This is a genomic window from Peribacillus sp. SRI_006 (assembly GCF_057586375.1).
In genome coordinates this window covers 106,131-123,027 of sequence record NZ_JBYCZT010000011.1, presented here as the reverse complement: position 1 = coordinate 123,027, position 16,897 = coordinate 106,131, and the positions used below count along the sequence as shown (strand labels likewise).

The 16,897-nt window shown below is 43.8% G+C and carries 20 protein-coding genes; 19 read left to right on the top strand and 1 reads right to left on the bottom strand.

The window, feature by feature from the left end; all coding sequences use genetic code 11:
* Positions 1-4 precede the first annotated feature (4 nt).
* The 19 genes from AC2YHV_RS17305 (at position 5) to AC2YHV_RS17215 (ending at position 16,017) form a co-directional block, all read left to right on the top strand.
* Complete coding sequence (locus AC2YHV_RS17305) at positions 5-1,477, top strand: heme ABC transporter ATP-binding protein (protein ID WP_487373696.1); 1,473 nt, start codon at positions 5-7, stop codon at positions 1,475-1,477.
* Entirely contained in the window at positions 1,474-2,439 is a 966-nt protein-coding gene (gene cbiB / locus AC2YHV_RS17300) for an adenosylcobinamide-phosphate synthase CbiB (RefSeq protein ID WP_487373695.1), read from the top strand. The genes AC2YHV_RS17305 and cbiB overlap by 4 nt, the downstream gene beginning before the upstream one ends.
* Positions 2,414-3,487: a threonine-phosphate decarboxylase CobD gene (gene cobD / locus AC2YHV_RS17295; RefSeq protein WP_487373694.1), complete on the top strand. Its 1,074-nt coding sequence runs from the start codon at positions 2,414-2,416 to the stop codon at positions 3,485-3,487. Before cbiB ends, cobD begins: the two co-directional genes overlap by 26 nt.
* On the top strand, positions 3,460-4,035 hold the full coding sequence (locus AC2YHV_RS17290; protein WP_057278223.1) for a bifunctional adenosylcobinamide kinase/adenosylcobinamide-phosphate guanylyltransferase: 576 nt from the start codon (positions 3,460-3,462) through the stop codon (positions 4,033-4,035). The genes cobD and AC2YHV_RS17290 overlap by 28 nt, the downstream gene beginning before the upstream one ends.
* Positions 4,032-4,823, top strand: coding sequence for an adenosylcobinamide-GDP ribazoletransferase (gene cobS, locus AC2YHV_RS17285; protein WP_048688558.1), 792 nt, complete (start codon positions 4,032-4,034; stop codon positions 4,821-4,823). Before AC2YHV_RS17290 ends, cobS begins: the two co-directional genes overlap by 4 nt.
* The gene (locus tag AC2YHV_RS17280; protein ID WP_487373692.1) at positions 4,781-5,398 is read left to right on the top strand and encodes a histidine phosphatase family protein; all 618 of its coding nucleotides are present in this window, start codon (positions 4,781-4,783) and stop codon (positions 5,396-5,398) included. The genes cobS and AC2YHV_RS17280 overlap by 43 nt, the downstream gene beginning before the upstream one ends.
* The gene (locus tag AC2YHV_RS17275; RefSeq protein ID WP_487373691.1) at positions 5,314-5,778 is read left to right on the top strand and encodes a bifunctional adenosylcobinamide kinase/adenosylcobinamide-phosphate guanylyltransferase; all 465 of its coding nucleotides are present in this window, start codon (positions 5,314-5,316) and stop codon (positions 5,776-5,778) included. The genes AC2YHV_RS17280 and AC2YHV_RS17275 overlap by 85 nt, the downstream gene beginning before the upstream one ends.
* A gap of 14 nt (positions 5,779-5,792) precedes the next feature.
* The gene (locus tag AC2YHV_RS17270; RefSeq protein WP_283929700.1) at positions 5,793-6,377 is read left to right on the top strand and encodes a cob(I)yrinic acid a,c-diamide adenosyltransferase; all 585 of its coding nucleotides are present in this window, start codon (positions 5,793-5,795) and stop codon (positions 6,375-6,377) included.
* A gap of 2 nt (positions 6,378-6,379) precedes the next feature.
* Positions 6,380-6,874 (top strand): ECF transporter S component, encoded by a 495-nt coding sequence (locus AC2YHV_RS17265; RefSeq protein ID WP_487373690.1) that lies wholly within the window; start codon positions 6,380-6,382, stop codon positions 6,872-6,874.
* Complete coding sequence (locus tag AC2YHV_RS17260; protein WP_487373688.1) at positions 6,871-7,569, top strand: ATP-binding protein; 699 nt, start codon at positions 6,871-6,873, stop codon at positions 7,567-7,569. The genes AC2YHV_RS17265 and AC2YHV_RS17260 overlap by 4 nt, the downstream gene beginning before the upstream one ends.
* A 132-nt stretch (positions 7,570-7,701) precedes the next feature.
* The gene (locus tag AC2YHV_RS17255) at positions 7,702-8,025 is read left to right on the top strand and encodes a GntT/GntP/DsdX family permease (protein WP_363929694.1); all 324 of its coding nucleotides are present in this window, start codon (positions 7,702-7,704) and stop codon (positions 8,023-8,025) included.
* A gap of 316 nt (positions 8,026-8,341) precedes the next feature.
* On the top strand, positions 8,342-9,886 hold the full coding sequence (gntK, locus tag AC2YHV_RS17250; RefSeq protein ID WP_487373687.1) for a gluconokinase: 1,545 nt from the start codon (positions 8,342-8,344) through the stop codon (positions 9,884-9,886).
* 213 nt (positions 9,887-10,099) lie between these two features.
* The gene (gene ybaK / locus AC2YHV_RS17245; RefSeq protein WP_487373686.1) at positions 10,100-10,576 is read left to right on the top strand and encodes a Cys-tRNA(Pro) deacylase; all 477 of its coding nucleotides are present in this window, start codon (positions 10,100-10,102) and stop codon (positions 10,574-10,576) included.
* A gap of 89 nt (positions 10,577-10,665) precedes the next feature.
* Positions 10,666-11,784 carry a PRK06851 family protein gene (locus AC2YHV_RS17240; RefSeq protein WP_057278215.1) on the top strand — a complete coding sequence of 373 codons (1,119 nt, stop codon included), beginning with the start codon at positions 10,666-10,668 and terminating at the stop codon, positions 11,782-11,784.
* A 166-nt stretch (positions 11,785-11,950) separates the two neighbouring features.
* Positions 11,951-12,817: a Cof-type HAD-IIB family hydrolase gene (locus AC2YHV_RS17235; RefSeq protein ID WP_098185033.1), complete on the top strand. Its 867-nt coding sequence runs from the start codon at positions 11,951-11,953 to the stop codon at positions 12,815-12,817.
* A gap of 27 nt (positions 12,818-12,844) precedes the next feature.
* Entirely contained in the window at positions 12,845-13,933 is a 1,089-nt protein-coding gene (locus AC2YHV_RS17230) for a PQQ-dependent sugar dehydrogenase (RefSeq protein WP_487373685.1), read from the top strand.
* A 66-nt stretch (positions 13,934-13,999) separates the two neighbouring features.
* Entirely contained in the window at positions 14,000-14,212 is a 213-nt protein-coding gene (locus tag AC2YHV_RS17225) for a hypothetical protein (RefSeq protein WP_487373684.1), read from the top strand.
* Positions 14,213-14,373: 161 nt separating this feature from the next.
* On the top strand, positions 14,374-14,793 hold the full coding sequence (locus AC2YHV_RS17220) for a MarR family winged helix-turn-helix transcriptional regulator (protein ID WP_487373683.1): 420 nt from the start codon (positions 14,374-14,376) through the stop codon (positions 14,791-14,793).
* Positions 14,794-14,811: 18 nt separating this feature from the next.
* Positions 14,812-16,017: an MFS transporter gene (locus tag AC2YHV_RS17215; protein WP_283929694.1), complete on the top strand. Its 1,206-nt coding sequence runs from the start codon at positions 14,812-14,814 to the stop codon at positions 16,015-16,017.
* Between the two features lie 136 nt (positions 16,018-16,153).
* Here AC2YHV_RS17215 and bshB2 read toward each other — a convergent pair whose 3' ends face one another.
* Positions 16,154-16,834, bottom strand: coding sequence for a bacillithiol biosynthesis deacetylase BshB2 (bshB2, locus tag AC2YHV_RS17210; protein ID WP_283929693.1), 681 nt, complete (start codon positions 16,832-16,834; stop codon positions 16,154-16,156).
* Positions 16,835-16,897: the final 63 nt, after the last annotated feature.

The following is a 16,897-nucleotide window of genomic DNA, read 5'->3' as shown; positions in this document are numbered from 1 at the left end:
ACGGATGCTTGAAGTAAAAGGGTTAACAGGTGGATATCACAACAAAGCTGTTTTGGACTCTGTCTCTTTTGATGTACATAAAGGGGAATTATTCGGGATTCTTGGTCCTAATGGCAGCGGGAAAACGACGCTTTTAAGTATGCTTAGCGGGGTGCTCGATTATAAAGGCGGAAGCGTACGGATAAGCGGCAGGGATTTGAAGGATTATTCGTCAAAACGACTTGCACAGGTCATTGCCGTGCTCCCTCAACATTCCTCATTAGCTTTCTCCTATACAGTAAAAGAGACGGTCTCGCTTGGGCGATATGCCCATCAATCAGGTTGGTTCCATAGTTGGTCCGCAGAAGATGAATCGATTGTCCAGCGGGTGATGGAACAAACGGGAGTAGCTGATTTTCAGGATCTTCATTTTGATCGATTATCAGGAGGGGAAAGGCAGAGGGTCCTGCTGGCACAGGCCCTTGCCCAAGAGCCGGAAATCCTTTTTTTGGATGAACCTACGAACCATTTGGATCTTTCCTATCAAAAAGATCTTCTTGATCTAATGAGGAAAATGGCAAAAGAGCAGAAGTTGACCGTTATTTCAATTTTTCATGATTTGAATTTGGCTGGATTATATTGTGATCGGCTTATGCTGCTTGAGAAAGGGCAGATTCAGGTTGTTGATGTGCCGAATGAAGTGCTTCAACAGGAACGGATTCAGGGTGTATATCATACGACGATCGAAAAACATCCGCATCCCGCCCTTCCGAAACCGCAAATGTTCATCGTTCCGGAAAAGCATGGCCAGGATACCATCCCGTTGGAAATTGATGAATCTTATTTGACAGTCGGATTTGAGATGATTCAATTGAAGTCTCCGATCCCGCTTAGAACGATGTCTTCTGGAGTGACTGGTTCTGGGACGGGCTGGCATAAGTATTTTGTGAATAGGCACGTCCATCATGGTTATGATTGCGAGGATCATCATGTTGAAATGGCTGACTATTTAACAGCTCATGGTTTTGAGCCTCAGGAAACAGTAGGGATGATGACAGCTGTCTTTCTCGATACGGTCGCTTTCAAGCTTTTAAGAGCTGAAGATTTCTCGGTTTTTATCATTGTGACGGCCGGTGTAGGGAATGCCATCGACGCTTCATTAGCTGACCGGCATTCTTGGAGTTCTTCTCCAGGAACGATAAATACATGGATATTCGTAAATGGGCATTTGGCAGAAGAGGCATATATCCACAGTATAGTGACTGCGACCGAGGCAAAAGTAAAAGCGCTTCATGATTTGCATGTCATGGATAAGGTGACAAATACTTGTGCAACAGGAACATCGACAGACAGCATGTTGATTGCGGCAACTCAAAGAGGGGAAAAGCTTCAATATGCAGGCACCATCACTCCGTTAGGGAAGCTGATCAGCCGCGGTGTATATGATTGTACAGTGGCAGCATTGACGAATAATCGGAAACGGATTGAGGAATTATGATTTATCATCATCTTTTTGCGGTTACGCTGGCGTTCTTCCTTGATTTATTGATTGGAGATCCGCCAAGTTGGCCGCATCCAGTCAAATGGATAGGAACGATGATTAGCAAGTTGGACCTGGCATTCAATAAAGGGGCATATAAGAAACGGAAAGGGCTCTTCATGTTGATCATCGTCCTATCGGCGGTGTTATTGATTACAGTTCTTACCGTTTATTTGGCTTATCTATTCCATCCGCTTGCAGGTATCCTTTGGGAAGCTGTTGTCATTTCCACAACGATAGCTCAGAAGGGCCTGAAGCAAGCTGGGATGGATGTTTGCCTTCCGCTTAATGAACGGGATTTCCCTGAAGCGAGGGTAAAGCTTTCCTATATCGTCGGCCGTGATACGGCTGATCTTGATGAGCCAGAAATCGTCAGGGGCACGGTGGAAACCGTAGCGGAAAATACCAGCGATGGAATTACAGCGCCATTATTTTGGGCAGCTATCGGCGGTGCGCCGCTCGCGATGGTGTACAGGGCGATTAATACCTGCGATTCCATGGTAGGGTACAAAAATGATAAATATGGGCAATTCGGATGGGCTTCAGCAAAGCTCGATGATATCGTCAACTGGATTCCCAGCCGCCTCACCGGATTCCTGATGTTGCTGAGCTCGAAATCCGGCTATCATGGATTCGGCGCCAGATGGAAGATATTATTCAATGACGCAAAAAAACATCCAAGCCCGAATAGCGGGTGGTGTGAAGCAGGCGTTGCTGCGATTTTGGGAATACAGCTTGGAGGCCGTAATATGTACAAAGGAATTGTTTCCGATCGTGCGAGGATGGGAGTTCCGCTTGTTCGATTGGAAGCAAAACATATACCACAAACGATTACCATCATGCATCGGTCATCTTTTCTATTTCTGCTGATGCTATGGCTAGGGGGACTTATTCTTGACATTACCTTCTCATGGCTCTAATCCTCATTATCTTTATGAAGCGCTGAAAATCGAAATGCCTGAATCGGTTCTCGACTTCAGTGCTAACATCAACCCATTGGGTCCGCCTTTACGCATAAAGCAACAGTGGTCTGGGTTTTTCGAAGGAATCCTTCAATATCCAGATCCGCATGCCATTGAACTGACAAAATCCATTGCAAAAAAAGAAGAACTTCCTGAGCAATCCGTTTTGATGGGGAACGGTGGTGCTGAAATCATCATGCTGGTAGCGAACGGATTAGCCAATCAAAGGGTGCTGATCATACAGCCGGCATTTGCGGAATATGCTGAAGCTTGTTTGGCAGCAGGTTGTAAGGTCGATTTTCACCAGCTTGATGCTCCTGGGTGGCAATTGGACCTGGAACGATTGATTCCGCAATTACCCGAATATGATGCCATTTTCTTATGTACGCCTAATAATCCGACGGGAGTTTCAGTTAAGCGGGATACAGTTAGGGAATTGATCATTGAATGCCAAAAAGCGGATTGCCTGGTTGTCCTGGATGAGGCTTTTTATGATTTCACGGAGGATGCCTTTAGTTATGCTTCTTTAATCAATGCATTTCCACATTTACTCATACTAAGATCAATGACTAAAATCTTTGCGATCCCCGGTTTGAGACTAGGCTATTTGCTTGCGTCACCTGACATCATAAAACGGGTAAGAAATTATAAACCGCATTGGAGCGTCAACCATGTGGCACTTGAAGTAGGGAAAATCTGTCTTGCAGAAGAAGCCTATATGAGAAAAACAAGAGACTTTATTGCATGGCAAAAGCAAAAACTATTCCGGTTTTATGAGGAGCAGGGGTTGGATGTCTCCGATAGCACAGTTAATTTTTATTTGGTGAAAGATGAATCTTTATCCCTTTTCCCCTTTTTGCTGAAAAAAGGAATCGTACCGCGCCATACCTATAATTTTCCGGGTTTGGATGGAAGGTGGCTTCGGTTTGCAGTGAAGAGTGAACATGATAACGAAGCACTGATGGAGGGGGTAAGACAGTGGAGAAAGCAAGGCTCTGTTTTATAACCGGGGGTGTCCGTTCTGGAAAAAGCAGCTTCGCGGAAAGAAAAGCCCTGGAGTATGCACTCCAGATGGATGGGAACTTGCATTACCTCGCCTGTGGCCGAGTCAGTGACGCTGAGATGGGTGAACGCATCCTTAGGCACCGGAAAGATAGGGAAAGCAGCCCGATTGCGTGGAAGACCTCCGAATACGCAACGGATATTACAAGAATAGGGGCGGATATTGATCAGGATTCCATAATTCTGCTCGATTGTCTGACAACCCTGCTTGATAACGAACTATTTGGCCCTGGCCTTCCGCTTGAAGAAGAATTCTTAAATAGCGTTTTTTCAAAAATAATAACCGGAATCAATGAGATAAAAAAACAATCCAATTGTTTAATTGTCGTGAGCAATGAATTGGTGCAGGAACCGATTTTCCAGGATGATTTCCTTCATATATACGGAAAAACACTGGGATTGCTTCATCAAACGATCGTCGGGCTGGCCGATGAAGCCTATCTAGTGGAAGCGGGAATTCCATTGCGGAAGAAAGGGGGCATGCAGGAATGAGCGGAGTGATTGGATTTTTAATTAACCTGCAGTTCTTTACGGTCTTTCCAATAAAGAAGCAGCTTCCGATGGAGAAGAAATATATTCACCGTGCCATTCAAACCTTTCCATTAGTAGGTCTTTTGCTAGGCTTGATATTGGGCGGCGTTTTGTATGCACTTGTGGAATGGACCCCATTGTCATCGCTTTCGATTGCCTTTTTCCTTTGGTTTTTGACCATGGCATTAACGGGAGGCTTGCATCTCGATGGCTGGATCGATGCAAGTGATGCTTTTTTTTCCTATCAGGATAAAGAGCGGCGATTGGAAATCATGAAGGATTCCAGGACAGGTGCCTTCGGTGTCATCTCCGTCATAGTCCTATTGGCCGCACGGTTTCTATTTATCTATGAAATTGTCGAAAGGGTAAATGAATGGACATACTTCTTGATCATTGCCCTTCCGCTCTTAAGCAAATGTGTGATGGGTTATTTACTCATCCGGATGCCGCTCGCTAAAAAAGAGGGGCTAGGTGCTTTTTTTCAAAGTGCAGTGATGAAAAGCAGTTTGCCCATTTATTGGCTGTACCTCCTTGTAAGTCTGGCGTTTGCCTGGATCATTGATTTTAAGCTTGTCCCCTTATTTTTCATCATGTGTCTGGCTGCCGTGTTTTTCCTGGTATATATGAAACGTAAAATCCTCAGTTGGTTCGGTGGGATAACGGGGGATGTACTGGGGGCATCCGTGGAAGGGGTTGAGCTTTGGTTATGGCTGATATTGTGGCTATTACACTACTTCGCCATGGGCTGACAGTAGCGAATGAGCGAAAGGCCTATTTAGGCTGGACGGATTCTCCATTAAGTGCCGAAGGAGAAAAGGAAATATTGGACTTAAGGGGTTCTTACCCACAGTATGAAAAAATTCACAGCAGCGATTTGCCACGCTGTGTGGAAACTGCACGACTTCTGTTTCCAGATGCAGTTCCGCTCAAAAACCCTTCGTTCCGTGAGATGAACTTCGGCAATTGGGAAGGAAAGACGTATCAAGAGTTGAAGACAGATGGAGAGTATCTTAATTGGCTGGAACGTCCCATGGAGGCACTGGTGCCCGGGGGTGAAAGTTATCCGGCATTTTCCGAGCGTGTTGATAAGGGCTGGAAACAATTGATTGCCTGTAAGGAGAATCGATTTGCCCTATTGACGCATGGAGGGGTAATTCGTGATTTATTGGTCCGTTATGCCCCGCAGGAAAAGTCTTTTTTTGATTGGAGAATTTCCCATGGCAGGGGATATGAGCTCATATGGGAAGACCGGAACAGCTTAAGGAGGGGAGAACGCTGCACTTTGTTACAGGAGGCGCCTATAATGGCAAAACTAAATGGGTAAGGCAATTGTATGGTTTGGAAAATGATGTCCTTTGGCTATCAGGTTATCGACAAGAAGAGCCGGAAATGATTGATTTTCAAGGCAAGACTGTTATATTGCAAGGATTGGATGCATGGATTCAACACGATGCAGAAAAGATGGATTCAAATTCGATTCGAATAAAATGGAAGGGAATCATGGCCGATTGGCGAATATGGGAGAATGAAAGGGATGAACATTGCTGCATTGTGATAGGTTCTGATATTTCCAAGGGAATAGTCCCGATGGAAGCAAGAAATCGCAGATGGCGCGATGCCTGCGGATGGGTCTATCAAGATGTAGCATCCATATCAAAGCGCGTTGATATCATCTGGTATGGAATTAACCAGCGAATAAAGTAGAGGAGGTAATTGGGATGAAAATCTATACACGTACAGGGGATAAGGGACAAACCAGCGTAATCGGAGGTCGGCTTGACAAGGATGACATCCGTGTTGAATCTTATGGAACAGTGGATGAAGTGAATAGCTATATCGGTCTTGCGGTGACAGAATTGGATCCTGCGATATTTACGGATATACTGGCCGATCTAGAGAAAATCCAGCATGAGTTATTTGACTGCGGCGGAGATTTGGCAACTGTTTCTGAGAAAGCCCCGCAAAAGCTGACGGATGAGACCATTACCTATTTGGAAGAACGGATAGATGCCTTCATACTTGAAGCACCGGAACTGGAAAAGTTTATCCTGCCTGGCGGTTCAAAAGCGGCTGCAACGATTCACATTGCCCGAACCGTGACAAGAAGAGCAGAACGGCTGGTCGTTTCATTGATCAAGTCGGGTGCGGCCGTTTCTCCATTATCACTTCAATATTTAAATCGTTTGTCGGATTACTTCTTTGCTGTTGCACGTGTGATCAATTTCCGTCTTGGTGTAAAAGATGTGGAATATATCCGCAGCGCAAATGTGTTCCGGGGAGGGAAAAGAAAGGAAAAAGAGTAAACATGGATGTAAGAAAAATTAGTGCAATTGCTATATTCATCGCCTTATCGGCGGTAGGGGCAATGATTAAAATCCCTTCACCGATCGGAAGCATCGCTTTGGATAGTTTTCCGGCCCTTTTGGCGGCTGTCATACTTGGCCCGGTATCGGGGGCTATAGTTGCTGGGCTTGGTCATATCATTTCAGCGTTCATCGGCGGCATGACACTTGGGCCATTCCACTTTTTGATCATGGTCGAAATGGCTGTCCTGACATGGATGTTTAGCATTTTATATATGAACGGGAAAAAAGTAGGCGCATTTTTCCTCTTCTTTATCAGTAATGCCTTCGTTTTGGCCCTGCCTTTCGCATTTCTGATCAGCCCTGGCTTTTACACGTTATTGGTTCCGGGCTTAACGGTGGCGACGGCGGTAAATGTAGTATTGGCAGTCCTTTTATTGCCGCGCTTGGAGCCTGTTTTGAAAAAACTCATTTTTAAAGATGGATTAGCAGAATGAGTGATTCATTGATTTTGCCATTTTCCGAATCAGATTCCTTGATCGTCTCAAGTGACAATAGCGGCGGGATCGGGCTGAAGGAAAAAGATCTTGTCCATGTCCCTTATGAGGTCGTTGGATATTATTCCTTTCGGGTTGCCGTCATGGAATGCCTGGGCGTTGGCGGAAGACCCGTAGCCGTCGTACTAAATAATTTCTGCGGTGATGAAGCCTGGGAGGACTTGACCAGGGGTGTCAGGAAGGGGCTGTATGAATTGGGAATGGAGGATCTTCCCATCACTGGCAGCACAGAAAGTAACATGCCGCTTCTTCAGTCGGCACTTGGTCTTATGGTGATTGGTAAACGAGTGAATGAACGTGTTAAAAAGCAACAGCCCTTACGGAAAATCGCTCTGATCGGCAGGCCGCTCGTTGGAGAGGAAGTTATGGAACAGCAAGAATGGGTCGCACCATTATCTTTATATAAAAGCTTATGTGAAATGGTAGGTGTTCAGGCACTTCCAGTCGGCTCAAAAGGGGTAGCGTATGAATGGGGACATCTTGATCAAAGTGGTGAAGGTGTTTCTATGCATATAAGCAATAAAGTCGATATTGAAAAATCATCAGGACCATCCACCTGCTTCCTCATTGCCTATCCTGAACAACTGGAGGAAGAAATCAAGCAAAGATCCGGTCCTCTTTTTATTGGCGGTTGATCGATCCAAGACTGAATCAGGCATCGAGTTTAGTTCATAATGAACGGGTTCGATGCTTTTTTCATTGAGATCTTACCTTGATGGATTCCTTTCCTATTTAGGGTGAATGCTTGAATAAGATGTTTTGTTTATTTGGATAGGTGGGCTTGTTGCCCGGTTTTATCATGCCAAAGTAAAAAGAAACCCATTATTGCCTTACTGCTCGCTTCCGTCACTTTAGGGATCATCACAGGTATGGATATTCGGGATGTTGCAGATGCTGTTCAGACAGGGGTAGGTATTTCTCTTGGTAATGTTGATCGGAGCTTTGGTGAAGATTCAACATGGAATGATGGGTTGATTTCATTGGAAAACCAATCATTGCGCCTCATGGTTTCACTCTTTACATTAGGTTGCGCTAGAGGTTTTAATAAAGGGGAGCAAAACCAATTCATGTCCGCTGCCTCCATCATCTAGATTATTGGGGCGGGCGGTGCATTTAAAAATGTATGGCAAGAGCTGGTGAATGAAGCCATTGCAAGTCAGTCTAGCGACATCCTTTGATTTGTTGGGCTGGCTCGTTACAGCCATGATAAAATCTGCTTTCCTGGTGTTATAGTAAATTGCCGGTCCAATACTCCATCACATGTGAATGGAGCAGATTTTGGATGGTCAGCAGTCGCACATACGATAAAGACTTGAACGGTTATGGAAATGATTATATCAGTCGTTTCACTTATCCTAATCTTACTATTGAATTCAATTGTTTAAGAGAAAGGAGCATGATGTATATATGAAGCATTCAGGTTATATGATGGGGATCGATATTGGCACGACGAGTACGAAAGTTGTTCTTTTTTCAAAAGGGGGGGAAGTTGTCCAATCTTGTTCAAGGGGATATCCTCTGCACAGTCCAACTCCTTCCGTTGCGGAACAAGATCCCGAAGAAATTTATAAAGCGGTCATCATTGCTATAGGTGAGGTCATGATTGCAAGCGGAATAGAAAAGCAAGAACTGGGATTGATATCGTTCAGTTCGGCGATGCATAGCTTGATCGCCATGGGTAAGGACGGCAACCCGCTGACGAATAGCATTACATGGGCGGATAATCGAAGTGTTGCCTATGCGAGGAAACTGAAGGCTTCGAAACAGGGGATGCAATTGTATCACAGGACCGGAACGCCTGTTCACCCGATGTCCCCAATCACGAAAGTAATGTGGTTAAAAAATGAGCACCCCGGAATTTTTAACGAAACGGACAAATTTATAGGAATTAAAGAATACATCATCTATAAATTTTTCAATGAGTATGTAATGGATTATTCACTCGCTTCTGCAACGGGCATGTTCAACATGAATGACCTGAATTGGGATGAAGAGGCACTCACCATTGCTGGAATTGGGGCTGATAAGCTGCCGATGCTTGTCCCTACAACGCATATCCTCTCAGGTTTAAGTGAGGAATTAGCTTCAAAAATGAACATTCATGCTGGTACACCGTTTGTGATTGGAGCGAGTGATGGCGTGCTTGCCAACTTAGGTCAAAACGCAATCAAGCCAGGCGTTCTGGCAGTGACAATCGGAACGAGCGGTGCGGTAAGAACCGTCAGTGACAGGCCGCTTACCGATCCCAAAGGCCGGACATTCTGCTATGCCCTTACTGAGAATCATTGGGTAATCGGCGGACCGGTCAATAATGGGGGAATCACCTTCCGATGGGCACGTGATCAATTGGGCCGTGTGGAAATCGAAAAAGCAAAGGCTTCGGGACAGGACTCCTATGAGATTCTGACGGATATGGCTTCTAATATTGCACCTGGTTCTGATGGGTTGATATTCCATCCGTATATGGCAGGGGAACGGGCACCATTATGGAGTGCCGATGCAAGGGGCTCCTTCTTTGGACTGGCGCTTCATCACACTCGTGACCATATGGTCCGGGCAGTACTGGAGGGTGTAATGTACAACTTGTACAGTGTCCTTATAGCCGTAAAGGAATTGACTGGTGCTCCCGAAAAGATTCATGCAAGCGGCGGATTTGTCCGTTCGAAGCTCTGGCGCCAAATCATGGCTGATATATTCAATCAAAACGTGACAATTCCTGAAAGCTTTGAGAGTTCGAGCTTAGGTGCCGCCGTTCTTGGATTATATGCTTTAGGCGAAATCGAAAGCCTTGATGAGGTTGAGGGTATGGTTGGTGAAACGAATGAACTTGTCCCGATCGAAGAGAACGTCAAAGTGTATGAAGAATTGATGTCAATTTATTTATCCGTAAGCAGGCAATTGGAAGGCGACTACAAGAGGATAGCGGATTTCCAAAGACGCCATTTAGAATGACTCTTAGGATGAATGAGCACTGTGCTTCAATTTGTCGAAAAGAGAGCGGACTTCAGAACACGACTGGAACTTTTTTTAATAAAAACTGAGGAAAACAGGCTTTTCCTCGAATTTGTCTATAGTCTAAAAGCACAAATGCATAAGCACTGTGCTTTTCTTTTTGCCTGGTAATTAAAATGGTAAGATGGAATAAAACGATAAGGGGAATTTCTTATGGGAGCCAGTAAAACGAATGCAATGCGAATTCTTGATAACAAACGTATAGAGTATGGCATGATGAGTTATGATGCCCGCGATGGAAAAATTGATGGGATCACTGTTGCGGACAAGATTGGAAAAGCGCCAGAAACCGTTTTTAAAACGCTTGTCACCCATAACGGACCCCAGCAGCTTTACGTATTTGTCATTCCTGTAGCCACCGAACTAGACTTGAAAAAAGCAGCGAAGGCCGCAGGTGCAAAAAAAATTGAAATGCTTGCGGTTAAAGATCTGCAAAAATACACAGGGTACATTCGGGGAGGCTGTTCCCCGATCGGAATGAGAAAACAATACCCGACCTTTATCGATGAAAGTGCAGCAAACCTGACTGAAATCATCGTAAGTGGAGGGAGAATCGGTACACAGATCGTTTTAAAACCGTCAGAATTCCTGGAAGTCACACAAGCGGAATCTGCCGCCCTAATAAAATAAATTGTTTATCTTTAGGTATTCACCTATTAGGCACTTTTTTCATACGCTGTCTTGAAGATCACATCTTTATTGTGAGGGAGAGTGTGAAAGTGACAGGAAAAGTAATGAATTATTTTGCTGGAGGCAATACGGCTAAAGGTTTTTATAGTTTATATGATTCAAATTTAAAAGGTCTGGAAAGATTATTCATATTAAAAGGCGGACCTGGTTCCGGTAAATCGACCATTATGAAAAAAATCGGCCAAGAATGGCTGGATAAAGACTATGACATCGAGTATTTGCATTGTTCGTCCGATAACGATTCCATTGATGGAGTAATCATACCGGCTTTGAAAATCGGTATCGTGGATGGGACTGCGCCGCATGTGATTGAGCCGAAGGCACCAGGGGCGATTGAGGAATATGTAAATCTTGGGGCTGCCTGGGATTCCCAGCAGCTGGCTTCTGAAAGAGCGGCCATCATAAAGTTGACGAATGCGAGAAGCAAGAGTTTCGAAAAAGCATATACCCTATTCGCTGAAGCATTAAAGATACATGATGAATGGGAAGACATTTACAAGTCAAATATTGATTTCGCAAAATTGAATGGGTTGACCAATAAATTGATTGAAAGCTTTTATAGAGATATCGTCCTTAATAAGAAGTCGGATGTTCGTCACCGATTCTTAGGTGCAGCTACACCAACGGGTGCAGTTGATTTCATACCCAATATTACTGAGGGAATACAAAAACGGTACTTTTTAAAGGGGCGTCCAGGTTCAGGGAAATCAACGATGCTGAAGAAGATTGCAAAGGCTGCGGAGCAAAGGGGCTTTGATGTGGAAATATATCATTGTGGTTTCGATCCGCATAGCTTGGACATGGTAATCGTCCGGGAGGTGGGAATCGCCATCTTTGACAGCACATCGCCTCATGAATATTTCCCGAGTTGTGGAGGGGACGAAATCATTGATATATATAAAACGGCCATTTTGCCAGGAACAGATGAAATATATGCCGATCAATTAAAGGATGTTTCCACCAGGTATCGGACGAAAATGAATGAAGCGACAGCAAATCTGGCTAAGGCAAAAGAGCTGCATGACGAACTCGAAAAGATTTATGTAAAAGCAATGGATTTTACAGCCATCGATGATATTCAAAAAGACATCAATGAACAGATTACTGAACGGGCACAAGATGCAGATAGAAAAACGATTCTACATTAAGAAAATAAACTGCGCCTACCTTAAATAGGCGCAGTTTATTTATATACATAAAAGGATTTTTTAACCCCTGAAGCCACATCAAGAATATATACGGGTTTGTTAAACGTGTTTATCCACGCCCTTTCGGTTAAAATAGGGATTATATTGAAAAAAGGGGCCGATTGAATTGATAAAGACGATTGCGATTGATATGGACGGAACATTGCTAAACAAAATGCAAAAGGTCAGTGAGGAAAATAAACAAGCAATCCTGAGGGCGCAAAGCGAGGGAGTGGAAGTGATCATTGCTACTGGAAGATCTTATGTGGAAGCAAGGTTCGCTTTAGATGAAGCAGGCATCGTTTGCCCTGTCATCTGTGTAAATGGTGCGGCCCTCTTCACGGAGGAAGGGGAGATTGCCGCTTCTAATCCAATGTCAGCAGCCACTGCTAAAATGGTCGCTGGATTCCTCGAAGAACAAGGGATTTATTTCGAAATATATACGAGTCAGGGGATTTATTCCAAAGACTATGAAAACGCAATATCTGTTTTGGTTGATGTATTCGTTACAGCCAATCCCGACATTGACCCTGAGGGTATGCGAAAATTTGCAGAGCAGCGTTTACAGCTGGGACAGGTAACTTCCATTTCCGATTATTCCGAGTTATTCAGCCGTTCGAATGAGGAATATTATAAAATTCTCAGCTTCTCAAAGGATTTAACTTTATTAAATCAAATTGCTTCGAAATTGGAAGGACAGGGAGTTACAGTCACTTCATCAGGACGTGAAAATGTAGAAATCATGAGTGAAACGGCTCAAAAAGGTACGGCACTTGAAACATATGTGAATGGAAAATCCGGCTCGATGCAGGAAACCATGGCTATTGGGGATAATTATAATGATGTATCCATGTTTGAACGGGTAGGTTTGTCTGTCGCAATGGGAAATGCCCCGCTCGAAATTAAAAAACTGTGTGATGAAGTAACAGGCAAGAATGATGAATCAGGCGTCGCGGAGGCCATTTTAAAGGTGCTTAAACAGTCAGCCTATTAAACTCATGAATCAAAGGGGGAAAGAACATTGAAAAAAATGCTCTTATTTTTCCTTATGGCGACATTGTTTTTAACCAGTTGCAACATGAATGATGACGAAAGCAAAAACCAGCCGAATCCTGACAAGGAAGTGACAGGCACTTTAGGGGAAGATCCGGATGTGTTGGTAACGAACCTGCAGGCCCCGTGGTCGATTCAGAAGAATGGGGACATAATGTATGTGTCAGAGCGGACTGGAACAATCGTCGAATGGGACAAGGATAAGATGACACGGCAAAAGGTCAATCTTAAAAAGACATTGTCGGCTAAATCGGAAGCTGGATTGCTTGGATTTTTGCTAGCTCCCGATTTCTCTAAGAGCGGGCAAGCTTTCGCCTATTATACTTATGAAGAGGGCGGGAATTCCATCAATCGCATCGTCACTTTAGAAAAAAATGATGATATATGGCAGGAGATGGAGACCTTAATCGACGGAATACCAAGCGGGGACTACCACCATGGCGGCAGGATCAAGATTGGACCGGATGATAAGCTATATGCAACAACAGGTGATGCAAGAAAGTCTGAAATTGCACAGGACATAGAATCTTTAGGCGGGAAAATTCTGCGCTTGAACCTGGATGGCACCATTCCTAAAGATAATCCTTTCGGGAATTCATATGTCTATTCATACGGTCACCGCAATCCACAAGGTCTGGCTTGGGATGAAGCAGGACAGTTGTATGAAAGTGAGCACGGAGATTCGGCCCACGATGAATTAAATAAAATTGACCCCGGTAAGAACTATGGCTGGCCAGAGATACAGGGCGATGAGCAGAAACCGGATATGGTAAAACCATTGATTCATTCCGGTGAAAATACATGGGCTCCTTCAGGCATGGCCTATTTTGACGGAAAGCTTTATTTTGCAGCCTTAAGGGGAGAAGCGCTAAAGAGTTATGACGTAAAGAGCGGAAAACTGACCAATATCATAACGGGCTCAGGAAGGATACGTGATGTATTCGTTGATGAAGAATTCATATATTTCATAAGCAACAATACGGACGGCCGAGGAAATCCTGATGAAAAGGATGATAAGCTATATCGTTTGCCGCTATCTCGGTTAAATATGCCTTGATGTGATCAATGAGCAGAAAAGAAGCATATATTTGGGAAACCTCGCCAATAGCGGGGTTTCCTTTTTGTGTATGGCACCAAATTCACGAGTAAAGGTGTGAAACTCACGAGTAAAAGCATGAAACTCACGAGTAAAAGCGTGAAATTCACGAGTAAAAGCGCGAAATTCACGAGTAAAGGTGTGAAACTCACGAGTAAAGGTGTGAAACTCACGAGTAAAAGCGTGAAATTCACGAGTAAAAGTGCGAAATTGACGAATAACGCCCAAACTCACGTGTAAAAGCGCGAAATCCCCTGAAAAGGGTATTTTTTTGTCTCGGAAGTGGTGTAGAAGCTGAGGATACTGTTCCCTACGATTGTTTTCGTTCTTCCTGAGGGCTAGACATTTTTATTGAATAGGTGTATAGTTACCTAGGTAACTACTTTGCAGGAGGAATACCTTTGTCCTTTCAAAATGGGTTTTTTCATCATAACTTACAATTTTCAAGGTCATTTACGAAAAAGTTAAATGAACAATTGGCCAAGGTTGATCTTTATCATTCCCAATGGTCAATTGTATATTATCTGAGTCAGTTCGGCTGTTCTACGCTTGTTGAAATAAGCACTTATTTAGATGTGGAGAAACCGACGGTAACCAGGACGGTAAACCGGCTGGAAGAGCTTGAGTTGATTGAACAAGTTCCAGGAAAAGATAAACGGGAACGGAGAATACAGTTAACGGAGTCAGGTTTAAGGACTTATCAAGATGCCAAAAAGGTAGTTGAGGAATTTGAACTTCAATTAATGAGCGGTTTGGCTGAAGAAGACCGGGAGGCAACGTTACGTACGTTGATTTTCCTGAAGGAAAAATTAAAACAATAGTAAGGAAGAAGGATTGAAATGAATCACAAACCGAAATTGTGGACGAAAGACTTTCTGATTGTTTCGTCTGTGAACTTTTTTCTATTTTTAACATTTTATGTCCTGATGGTGACATTGACCATTTATACGATGGATAATTTTAATGCGTCGCAAGCACAAGCAGGGCTTGCTTCAAGTATTTTTGTTCTGGGGGCTGTGCTTGTCAGACCGATTGCAGGGAAAAAAATTGACAAGATCGGCCGCAGAAAGATGTTGCTTGGCTCGTTGGTTCTATTCCTGATCGCATCCATCGGCTATTTCCTGGTGAATAGTTTATCCCTCTTATTGATCGATCGGTTTATTCAAGGTTTTGCTTTTGGCCTTGCCACTACGGCAACTGGAACGATTGCTGCGGATATCATTCCGAATGAAAGACGCGGGGAAGGTACGGGTTACTTTGCCATGAGTACCAACTTGGCAATGGCATTCGGTCCGTTCATTGGATTGCTGATAACACAGCATTTCAGTTATTCCATCATTTTCTATGCAGCCTCCTTATTTGCCGCATTTTCTTTAGTTGCATCATTATTCATGAATGTGCCTGAGGGGGATAAAGGCGGAGCTTCGCCACAAAAAGGATTTAAAATCAGCGATTACTTTGAAAAAAGGGCACTGCCCATTTCCATTTTTATCGGGTTTGCCGGATTTACCTATTCGAGCATCTTGTCCTATTTAACGTCTTTTGCGAAGGAAATGGATTTAATGGATGCGGCAAGCTTCTTCTTTGTCGTTTTTGCTGTTTTCCTTTTGGCGTCCCGTCCGTTTACAGGACGGATGTTTGATGTGAAGGGGGAAAATGCAGTTATTTACCCATCGCTCTTACTATTTGCGGTCGGTATGGTCATCCTCAGCCAATCCCATCATGGTATCACGCTTCTGATTGCCGGCGCCTTGATCGGAGTGGGGTACGGTACATTCCAATCAAGCTGTCAAGCGATTTCCATCAAGGAAGCCCCATCAAATCGGATGGGATTAGCCACATCCACATTTTATACAATGTATGACTTCGGTATTGGTGTTGGTCCATTCCTATTGGGATTCCTTATTCCATTTACAGGGTTCAAAGGGTTATTCATGGGAATGTCGGTTTTTGCATTCGTACTTATTGGCATTTATTACTTGGCACATGGAAAAAAAGCCTCGGCAAGAGTGAAAATGCAGCATGAGGAACGCTTGTCTGCCTAAATTTTTTCAATAGGATTGTATAAAAAGAAGAATTTTGGGGATGCTTATATTATGATTGATTTTCCAAAGTATCCCCCTTTTCTCCGCCTGTAATCCAACAGGCGTTTTTTTTATGCCATAAACAAAGAAAACCGCCTTATTGGCGGTTTTCTTTAAATTTATAGGTCCATAATCTTTCTTTGCGGATCCAGTCTAGGAAATCTGCATCCTGATTTTCGAATTTCTCTTTCCAATCGATCACCATTGCTTCCGTTTGCGAACGGTGGGCAGTGAATGTGGCTACCTTTTTTTCTTCGACGGCAGTGATATCATGGACGATGTCGGGCTGTCCCAGTTCGTCAATGCAGTTATTCGAGAAGGCGACACAATGAAGTTTAGGTCTCTCTTTCTCTTCCATTCTTTCCACGGCCCGAACTACAGCCCGTGCTGTCGCTTCATGGTCCGGATGGACACTGTATCCTGGGTAAAACGTAATGATCAATGAAGGATTCAATTCATTGATGGCATCGGTGAATAATGAAGTCAGCTTTTCATCATCTTCGAATTCAATCGTCTTATCACGCAATCCAAGCATGCGTAAATCTTGGATGCCTATCGCATTTGCTGCATCGATTAATTCCTTTTTACGAATTTTAGGAAGCGATTCCCTTGTTGCGAATGGAGGGTTTCCTAAATTACGTCCCATTTCTCCTAAAGTTAAGCATAAATAGGTGACAGGAGTGCCCGCTTCTCTATGAAGGGCAAGCGTTCCGGAGACCGAGAAGGCTTCATCATCGGGATGTGGGAATATAACTAATACATGGCGTTCTTTTTCCAAGGTATATTTCTCCTTCCGTACTACTTACAGTAAGTATGTTTATCGGTGAATGGGAGTTTTCAT

Coding starts and splice junctions, on each gene's coding strand:
- AC2YHV_RS17305 (WP_487373696.1), top strand. CDS start 5: ATGCTTGAAGTAAAAGGGTTAACAGGTGGATATCACAACAAAGCTGTT.
- cbiB (WP_487373695.1), top strand. CDS start 1,474: ATGATTTATCATCATCTTTTTGCGGTTACGCTGGCGTTCTTCCTTGAT.
- cobS (WP_048688558.1), top strand. CDS start 4,032: ATGAGCGGAGTGATTGGATTTTTAATTAACCTGCAGTTCTTTACGGTC.
- AC2YHV_RS17280 (WP_487373692.1), top strand. CDS start 4,781: ATGGCTGATATTGTGGCTATTACACTACTTCGCCATGGGCTGACAGTA.
- AC2YHV_RS17275 (WP_487373691.1), top strand. CDS start 5,314: ATGGGAAGACCGGAACAGCTTAAGGAGGGGAGAACGCTGCACTTTGTT.
- AC2YHV_RS17270 (WP_283929700.1), top strand. CDS start 5,793: ATGAAAATCTATACACGTACAGGGGATAAGGGACAAACCAGCGTAATC.
- AC2YHV_RS17265 (WP_487373690.1), top strand. CDS start 6,380: ATGGATGTAAGAAAAATTAGTGCAATTGCTATATTCATCGCCTTATCG.
- AC2YHV_RS17260 (WP_487373688.1), top strand. CDS start 6,871: ATGAGTGATTCATTGATTTTGCCATTTTCCGAATCAGATTCCTTGATC.
- gntK (WP_487373687.1), top strand. CDS start 8,342: ATGAAGCATTCAGGTTATATGATGGGGATCGATATTGGCACGACGAGT.
- ybaK (WP_487373686.1), top strand. CDS start 10,100: ATGGGAGCCAGTAAAACGAATGCAATGCGAATTCTTGATAACAAACGT.
- AC2YHV_RS17215 (WP_283929694.1), top strand. CDS start 14,812: ATGAATCACAAACCGAAATTGTGGACGAAAGACTTTCTGATTGTTTCG.